Below are 5,048 nucleotides of genomic sequence, written 5' to 3' on the forward strand. Positions count from 1 at the left end.
GCTCCAGGATCTCGCCGCGCGCGTCCACGTCGATCTTCTGCGACAGGTCGCCGCGCGCCACGGCCGTCGTGACCTGGGCGATCTGCCGCACCTGCGAGGTGAGGTTGCCGGCCATGAAGTTCACCGAGTCGGTCAGCTCGCGCCAGCGGCCGGAGACCCCGTCCACCCGCGCCTGACCGCCGAGGCGGCCCTCGGTGCCCACGTCCCGCGCCATGCGCGTGACCTGGTCGGCGAAGGACGACAGCTGCGACACCATCGTGTTGACGGTGTTCTTCAGCTCCAGCATCTCGCCGGCCACGTCCACGGTGACCTTCTGCGACAGGTCGCCGTTCGCCACCGCCGTCGTCACCTGCGCGATGTCCCGCACCTGACCGGTGAGGTTGTGGAAGGCCGTGTTCACCGAGTCGGTGAGGTCCTTCCACGTGCCGGCCGCGCCCTGCACCTGCGCCTGGCCGCCGAGCCGGCCCTCGACGCCGACCTCCCGGGCCACCCGGGTCACCTCGGAACCGAAGGCGGACAGCTGGTCCACCATCGTGTTGACGGTGTTCTTCAGCTCCAGCATCTCGCCGGCCACGTCGACCGTGACCTTCTGCGACAGGTCGCCGTTCGCCACCGCCGTCGTCACCTGCGCGATGTCCCGCACCTGCGTGGTGATGTTCCGGAAGACGGTGTTGACCGAGTCCGTCAGGTCCTTCCAGGTGCCCGCCGCACCCGGCACCTGCGCCTGCCCGCCGAGCAGACCCTCGGCGCCGACCTCCCCGGACACCCGGGTCACCTCGTCGGCGAAGGTCCGCAGGGTGTCCGTCATCTGGTTGATGGTGTCGGCGAGTTGGGCGATCTCACCACGCGCGCTCACGGTGACCTTCTGCGACAGGTCGCCGTTGGCGACCGCCGTCGTCACCTCCGCGATCCCCCTCACCTGATTGGTGAGGTTGCCCGCCATCGTGTTGACGGAGTCGGTCAGGTCCTTCCACACGCCGGCGACCCCGGCCACCTCGGCCTGGCCGCCGAGCTCGCCCTCCGTGCCCACCTCGCGGGCGACCCGGGTCACCTCGGACGAGAACGACGACAGCTGGTCCACCATCGTGTTCACGGTGTTCTTGAGCGAGAGCATCTCGCCGGCCACGTTCGCCGTGACCTTCTGGGACAGGTCGCCGTTGGCCACCGCCGTCGTCACCAGCGCGATGTCCCGCACCTGCGCCGTCAGCTGGTTCGCCATGGTGTTGACGGAGTCCGTGAGGTCCTTCCAGGACCCGGACACGCCCCGGACGTGCGCCTGCCCGCCGAGGATGCCCTCCGTGCCCACCTCGACGGCCACCCGCGTCACCTCGGACGCGAAGACCGACAGCTGGTCCACGAGGTGGTTGACGGTCCGCGCGACCTTGAGGAACTCCCCGCGGAGCGGCCGCACCGTCCCGTCGGAACCCTCCGAACGCAAGTCCATCCGCTGTTCGAGGTCACCTTCGGCGACCGCCGTCAGCACCCGGCTGACCTCGGACACCGGCCGCGCCAGATCGTCGACCAGCGCGTTCGCCGCCTCGATCGCCGCCGCCCAGGCGCCCTCGGTCGCCCCCGCCTCCAGCCGCTCGGACAGCTTGCCCTCGCGACCGACCACCCGCCGCACCCGCGACAGCTCGCCGGTCACGTGCATCTGCCGGTCCGCGACCTCGTTGAAGACGGCCGCGATCTCGGCCATCACTCCGTCGCCGGAGACGGTCAGCCGCCTCCGCAGGTTCCCGTCGCGCATCGACACCAGCGCGGACAGCAACCGCTCCAGCGCGGCCACGTCCACCTGCACCGTCCCCCCACGGGAACGCCCGCCCCTCGCCCGCGTGCTGCTGCCGCCGCCGCGCCGCGCCGCCGTGCCAGACTCCACCGTGACCCTCCCGAAAGGGGCTCGACCGTTCCGCTCCGGCTCCCGCCGAAGCACTCCCAGTGTTTCACCGCGACCGAACCAGGCGATAACAGTTCGGCAGCTTCGCACAGCGTCCCCACCCCCGGAGGGCGGAAACAGCGGAGACCGGCATCCGCGGGGACGGCGAAGGTAAGTAACCTGGCATCCGGCTGTCCAGCCGCCCCGGTCCGCCCGGCGGGGGCGGTGTGGAGCGCGTACGACCGCCGGGCAGTGGGAGGGCAGACCGAGCATGGCAGAGCCGGGCGTCGAGACGCGTACGAGGAGTGCTGTGATCACCGCGCGGGCGACTGCCAGTTTCGAGCCCGTCGGACGGTCCGTCGCCGCCGCCCGGGCCTTCGTCCGGGACACCCTCCAGGGCTGGGGCCACCCGGAGCTCGTGGACGACGCCGTCGTCCTCACCAGCGAGCTGGTCACCAACGCCGTGGTGCACGCCGGCACCGCCGCCGACGTCCTGTGCCTGCGCTCCGAGGACAGTGTCCGCGTCGAGGTCGCCGACCGCTACCCGGAGCGCGAGATCCCGGTCCAGAGCGGCCGTACGATCGCGAGCCCCGACCGGGAGAACGGCCGCGGCCTGCTCCTGTGCGCGGCCCTCGCCGACCGCTGGGGCGTCGACTACTCCCCCACCCGCAAGCACGTCTGGTTCCACCTGAACCTCCCCCAGCGCCCCGTGGGCACCCGCTCCGCCGGCCCGGTCCTCCCCGACGCGCTCCTCCCGGTCGCCGACAGCCGCGTCCGCGTCGCCGTCGTCCAGATCGACGCGGGCGGCGCGATCACCTCGTGGAACGAGGACGCCGAGGAGCTCTTCGGGTACGCCCCCGAGCAGGTCACCGGCAAGCCCCTGGGCGACCTCGCGGCCTGGCCGCACACCCCCGGCATCGGCACCGGCCTCGCCGAGGCCCTGCGCCTCTCCCGCTGGGAGGGCAGTTACGGGCTCCGTCGCGCCGACGGCCGCGTCATCCCCGTGTACGCCTCCCACCTGCGGGTCCGGGACGCCGAGGGCGAGCCCTCCACGGTCTGTCTGCTGGTGCGGGAGGACGAGCGCGCGGTCCTGCAGACCCCGCAGCGCCCCGCCGCCGACCCGGGCGCGGAGAACCGCTCCACGGACCCCTTCGAGGTCTTCATCGGTTCCCCCGCCCCCGACGACCTGGACGGCCTGCTCCAGCGCACGGTCGAGCGGGCCCGGGACATGCTCGACGGCGACTCCGCCTTCCTCCTCCTGGCCACCGACGACGAGACGGAGCTGGAGGTGCGGGCGACGACCGGCCTGCCGGCCGCCCGCCAGCGCTTCGCCCGCGTCCCGGTGGAGACCGGAGCGAGCCGCTACGGCTCCGCCCGGATGCCCGCGGTCCACGAGGACCTGGCGGCCGTCCCCGGCGCCGTGCCCCTCCTGGAGGGCACCGGCATGCGCTCGGTGGTCACGGTCCCGCTCAAGGTCGAGGGCCGCCTCACGGGATCCCTCGGCGTCGCGGCCGAGGCCGCGAACCGCTATTCGAACGAGGAGGCCCTCCGCCTCCAGTTCGCCGCGGACCGCATCGCCCTGGCCGTGGAGTCGGCCCGCCTGGGCGAGCTGGAGCGGCTCCGCCGCGGCTCCCTCAGCTTCCTCGTCGAGGCGTCCGACCTGCTGGCCGGCACCCTCGACCGGGACCAGACGCTGGCGCTGATGGCCCAGATGACGGTCCCGACGCTGGCCACCTGGTGCGCGGTCTACACGATCGCCGACCCGGCCTCGGACCCCTACCTCTCGTACGTCCTCCACGAGGACGAGGACCGCATCGACGGCCTCAAGGCCCTGCTGGGGTCCATCGCCCCGCCCGATCCGGTGCCGTCCCCCGGCGCCCGGCTCTGGACGGCACCGGGCGACGCGGCCCACCGGGCCGCGCTGGCCGCCTCGGCCCGCGAGCTGGAGCACCTGGGCAGCCCGCTCTCCTCCGGCATCGACACCGCCCTGGCCACGGCCGGCGCGGTCGCCGGCGAGACGGTCGTCCTGCCCCTCGTGGCCCGCAACCGCGTGATCGGCATGCTGACCCTGGGCCGCCCGGCCGAGGACCACTTCCGCCAGGAGATCCTGGAACTCGCCGAGGACCTCTCGCGCCGGGCCGCCCTGGCCCTGGACAACGCCCGCCTGTACTCCGAGCGCAACGCCATCAGCCAGTCCCTCCAGCGCAGCCTCCTCCCCCCGGAGCTCCCCAAGATCCCCGGTGTCGAGGTGGACGTCATCTACCGCGCGGCCGGCGAGGGCAACGAGGTGGGCGGCGACTTCTACGACGTCTTCCCGATCCGCGACGACGTGTACGGCTTCGCCATCGGCGACGTCTGCGGCACGGGCCCGGAGGCGGCGGCCGTCACTGGCCTGGCCCGGCACGCGTTGCGTCTGCTGGCCCGGGAGGGCTTCGGCGGCCCGGCCGTCCTGGAGCGTCTGAACGCGGCCATCCTCGACGAGGGCGCCCGCAGTCGCTTCCTGACCCTGCTGTACGGCGAACTCCGCCCGCAGCCGGACGGCTCGGCGCTCCTGAAGATGGTCTGCGCGGGCCATCCGCTCCCGTTGCGCCTCCGTCCGGACGGCACGGTCACCCCGGCCGCCGAACCCCAGCCGCTGCTGGGCGTGATGGAGGATCTGGAGCTGTACGAGGAGACCTTCACCCTCGACCCGGGCGATGTCCTCCTCTGTGTCACGGACGGCGTCACGGAGCGCCGCGAGGGCACCCGCATGCTGGGCGACGACGGCCTGGCCGACGCCCTGAGGACGTGTACGGGCCTGACGGCCGGCGCGGTCGGCGGCCGTATCCTGCGCGCGGTCGAGCGCTTCGCCCACGCCCCCGCCTCGGACGACATGGCCATCCTGACGATGCGCCTCAGGGAGCCGGACCCGAGCTGACGACGACGGGCCGGCGGTCTCCGTGAAGAGCCGCCGGCCCGTTCTCGTTCTTCTGCCCTCCCGGTGCCGTCCTGCCCGGAAACGCAAGAAGGCCCCCGCCTGATGGCGGGGGCCTTCTTGTTTTCTGAGCCCTTTAACGGAATCGAACCGTTGACCTTCTCCTTACCATGGAGACGCTCTACCGACTGAGCTAAAAGGGCGGGTTGTTCGGCGGCGTCCTACTCTCCCACAGGGTCCCCCCTGCAGTACCATCGGCGC

The 5,048-nt window shown here is 72.7% G+C and carries 2 protein-coding genes and 1 tRNA gene; 1 reads left to right on the forward strand and 2 read right to left on the reverse strand.

Annotated elements, in window-relative coordinates:
• The coding region (locus tag IE321_RS40685) for a HAMP domain-containing protein (protein WP_190226666.1) at positions 1 to 1,876 on the reverse strand (1,876 nt) is incomplete at its 3' end.
• Positions 1,877 to 2,144: 268 nt separating this feature from the next.
• On the opposite strand from IE321_RS40685, the gene IE321_RS40690 reads away from it, so the two are divergent.
• On the forward strand, positions 2,145 to 4,790 hold the full coding sequence (locus IE321_RS40690; protein WP_043228196.1) for a SpoIIE family protein phosphatase: 2,646 nt from the start codon (positions 2,145 to 2,147) through the stop codon (positions 4,788 to 4,790).
• Positions 4,791 to 4,917: 127 nt separating this feature from the next.
• Here IE321_RS40690 and IE321_RS40695 read toward each other — a convergent pair.
• Positions 4,918 to 4,990 (reverse strand) — tRNA-Thr (locus IE321_RS40695).
• Between the last annotated feature and the right edge of the window lie 58 nt (positions 4,991 to 5,048).

It is taken from the genome of Streptomyces hydrogenans (assembly GCF_014656075.1).
Taxonomy (GTDB): domain Bacteria; phylum Actinomycetota; class Actinomycetes; order Streptomycetales; family Streptomycetaceae; genus Streptomyces; species Streptomyces hydrogenans.